Genomic DNA, 2,192 nt, shown 5'->3' with positions numbered 1-2,192 from the left:
AGCTTAGTTGTAGTGGCTGCTGAATCCCACATGGGCAAAACCCACTTCATGATTTCTTACGCTTACGAAATCATGACCAAACTTGGAAAGCCAGTTCTGTACGTTACTCCAGAAATGGATAAGAATCAACTCAATGCCCGAATGCTAGCCCGAATCACAGGTGTAGATGCTTCTATGATTCAAACCAATACTCAATGCTACTGGGAGCAAATAGCACAAGGCATAGGACAGATGGTGGAACTGCCTTGGAAAGTCTATGAGCATTCCTCCCCTACAACCACAATGATTGCTTCTGCTGTGCGCCGTGCTATTGCCGAATTTGGTGGTTCTATTGGGGCTGTGTTTATTGATTACTTGCAGCAGATTCCTTTGGAGTCCGGTGGGAACATGGCCTTTGAAGTCGGCAAGATTACCCGCCAGATTCGGGATATTGCCAAGTCTCACAAAATCCCTGTTTTCTTGGGCTGTCAAATTAATCGGGGCAATCAAACAACAGCTGATAAACGCCCCAATCGTCATTTACTTCGCAACTCTGGTGAAATTTTTGAGGTTTGTGACCAGTTAATCATGCTTTACCGGGATGCTGTCTACACCAAAGACCCAAGCGATCGCACTATCGAGTTGATTGTTGAGAAAAACCGCCTTTACGGTAAGCTCGGCACTGCGACCATGTTGTGCGACTTATCTACATCGAAATTTTTGAACTTGGCGAGATAATTTACAGCCAGATCCAGCGATCGCGGCATTAGACGCATACATTCAATTACTGGAGTTTTAAAACACCGTGAAAGCGATATCCGTTCGTCAGCCTTGGGCATGGGCAATAATTTACGCTCTTAAAGACATAGAAAACCGAGGCTGGCCTATCAATTATCGCGGCGATATTCTCATTCATGCAGCCAAGACTTGTACCAAAAGAGAGTATCTGTTAGCGAGAGAATTTTGTCAAAGCATGGGAGTAATAATCCCAGAGTTAATCTCTCTCCGTCGCGGTCAAGTCATCGGTATTGTCACAATAGTTGATTGCAAGTTTTCACAAGTTGCATCTGGCTGGGGGATGGCTGAACAGTACCACTGGGAATTGGCGAATCCACGAGAAGTTACACCAATTCCTTACATCGGCCAACTGGGGATTTTTGAAGTACCTGATGAATTGGTTAGGAGTGCGATCGCCCCATGAAATCAGTCCTTTCTCTTTTCTCCGGCATCGGCGGACTCTGCCACCACGGAATATCAGCCGCAGGTCTATCCCACAAATTCCGAGTCCAGCAATTTGTCGAAATCTCCCCTTATTCTCAATCACAATTGCGCCATGAACAACCAGGAATTCCAATCCACGCAGATATTACCAACTACCACTGCCAAGAATCAATTCGCAATTCGCAATTCGCAATTCGCAATTATGAATTAGGAGTAAAAAATATGAATCAAAATATTAGTATTGCTGACAGAACTAAAGCTTTGGCATAACGGCTGCGGTCAGAGGTTGCTAAAAACTCGAACTCAGCACGAGCGGCTTTCTTCAATCCGCTACACTGCAATTGTTAGACATCAGAAATAAACAAACTAACACTTTTACTATGATCAGATAGTTTAATCATTCGCTCAAAGCTTAGTCCTAGTTTTTTGAGCAGCTTTGCTGAACCATAATTGTCCGGTGTAGTGATAGCGACAATACGAGTTAAGCCGAAGGTTCTTCTCCCATACATCATAACAGCAGAAGCAGATTCATAAGCGTATCCTTTTCCCCGGAACTTAGGAAGAAAGGCAAACCCAACATCTACATCTTCCAAGGAATCTCTTTTTATCAAACCGCAAATTCCAATCGAGGCGCTCTTCCCCTTTAGCTCAACCAAATACAATCCGAAGCCGAGACGCTCATACATAGCAACCGGATTCTTCAAAATATATTCACGAGCATCATCAAGAGTTCTCACACCTTTATCACCAATAAAGCGCAACCACAAAGGGTCATTCAATATCTCAAGAATGAACTCGCTATCTTCAACACTCAGCCGACGAAGAACTAAACGCTCTGTTTCAATAACTCTCATAGTCGAACACCTTGTTATTGATGTCTAACTATTTATTATGCTGATGGAATTGGACTGATTGTTCCTATTGCTTCCTGGGTACTGCATGAAACTTGTTGTCAACTTAGAGGATGTTTGAAAAGGGTCGGCTTAAGCCTC

At 43.6% G+C, this 2,192-nt stretch carries 4 protein-coding genes; 3 read left to right on the top strand and 1 reads right to left on the bottom strand.

The features are described from left to right. The 3 genes from H6G26_RS41180 to H6G26_RS43630 all read left to right on the top strand — a co-directional run. A partial coding sequence (locus H6G26_RS41180; RefSeq protein WP_190737842.1) for a DnaB-like helicase C-terminal domain-containing protein occupies window positions 1–717 on the top strand: 717 nt, incomplete at its 5' end. Window positions 718–784: 67 nt separating this feature from the next. After that, window positions 785–1,180, top strand: a complete 396-nt coding sequence (locus H6G26_RS41175; protein WP_190737840.1) for an ASCH domain-containing protein — start codon at window positions 785–787, stop codon at window positions 1,178–1,180. Next, entirely contained in the window at window positions 1,177–1,470 is a 294-nt protein-coding gene (locus tag H6G26_RS43630) for a hypothetical protein (RefSeq protein WP_242054406.1), read from the top strand. The genes H6G26_RS41175 and H6G26_RS43630 overlap by 4 nt, the downstream gene beginning before the upstream one ends. A 74-nt stretch (window positions 1,471–1,544) precedes the next feature. Here H6G26_RS43630 and H6G26_RS41165 read toward each other — a convergent pair whose 3' ends face one another. After that, complete coding sequence (locus tag H6G26_RS41165) at window positions 1,545–2,054, bottom strand: GNAT family N-acetyltransferase (protein ID WP_190737837.1); 510 nt, start codon at window positions 2,052–2,054, stop codon at window positions 1,545–1,547. Between the last annotated feature and the right edge of the window lie 138 nt (window positions 2,055–2,192).

Source organism: Nostoc sp. FACHB-888 (genome assembly GCF_014696655.1).
Taxonomy (GTDB): Bacteria; Cyanobacteriota; Cyanobacteriia; order Cyanobacteriales; family Nostocaceae; genus Nostoc.
Note: the sequence above shows the minus strand (reverse complement) of the source record. Positions and strands in the feature narration are given on the sequence as shown.

Coding starts and splice junctions, on each gene's coding strand:
- H6G26_RS43630 (WP_242054406.1), top strand. CDS start 1,177: ATGAAATCAGTCCTTTCTCTTTTCTCCGGCATCGGCGGACTCTGCCAC.
- H6G26_RS41165 (WP_190737837.1), bottom strand. CDS start 2,054: ATGAGAGTTATTGAAACAGAGCGTTTAGTTCTTCGTCGGCTGAGTGTT.